This is a genomic window from Streptococcus sp. DD10, from assembly GCF_001578805.1.
Classification (GTDB): domain Bacteria; phylum Bacillota; class Bacilli; order Lactobacillales; family Streptococcaceae; genus Streptococcus.
Genome location: NZ_KQ969231.1, coordinates 1 through 261, shown reverse-complemented (window position 1 = coordinate 261; position 261 = coordinate 1). Strand labels below are relative to the sequence as shown.

Sequence of the window (261 nt, the reverse complement as noted above, 5' to 3'; positions counted from 1 at the left end):
ACCGTAAAGTTGTTCCTGCTGCTCCAAAACAAGAACAATCTAAACCAGCTCCAGCTAAACCAGCTAAGGAATTACCGAATACTGGTACAGAAGATCACGCTAGCCTTGCAGCGCTTGGACTTCTTGGAGTATTAAGTGGATTCGGTCTTGTAGCTCGTAAGAAAAAAGAAGATTAATCTTCTTCTTGAATCAAAAAGAGTCTGAGACAAAAAGGATTCACAAAAAAAGCAACGACTAGTTATCTAGCCGTTGCTTTTTTTG

The 261-nt window shown here is 39.8% G+C and carries 1 protein-coding gene; it reads left to right on the top strand.

Going from position 1 to position 261, the window contains the following annotated elements:
• The coding region (locus STRDD10_RS11320) for an LPXTG cell wall anchor domain-containing protein (RefSeq protein WP_197458356.1) at nucleotides 1–176 on the top strand (176 nt) is incomplete at its 5' end.
• Nucleotides 177–261: the final 85 nt, after the last annotated feature.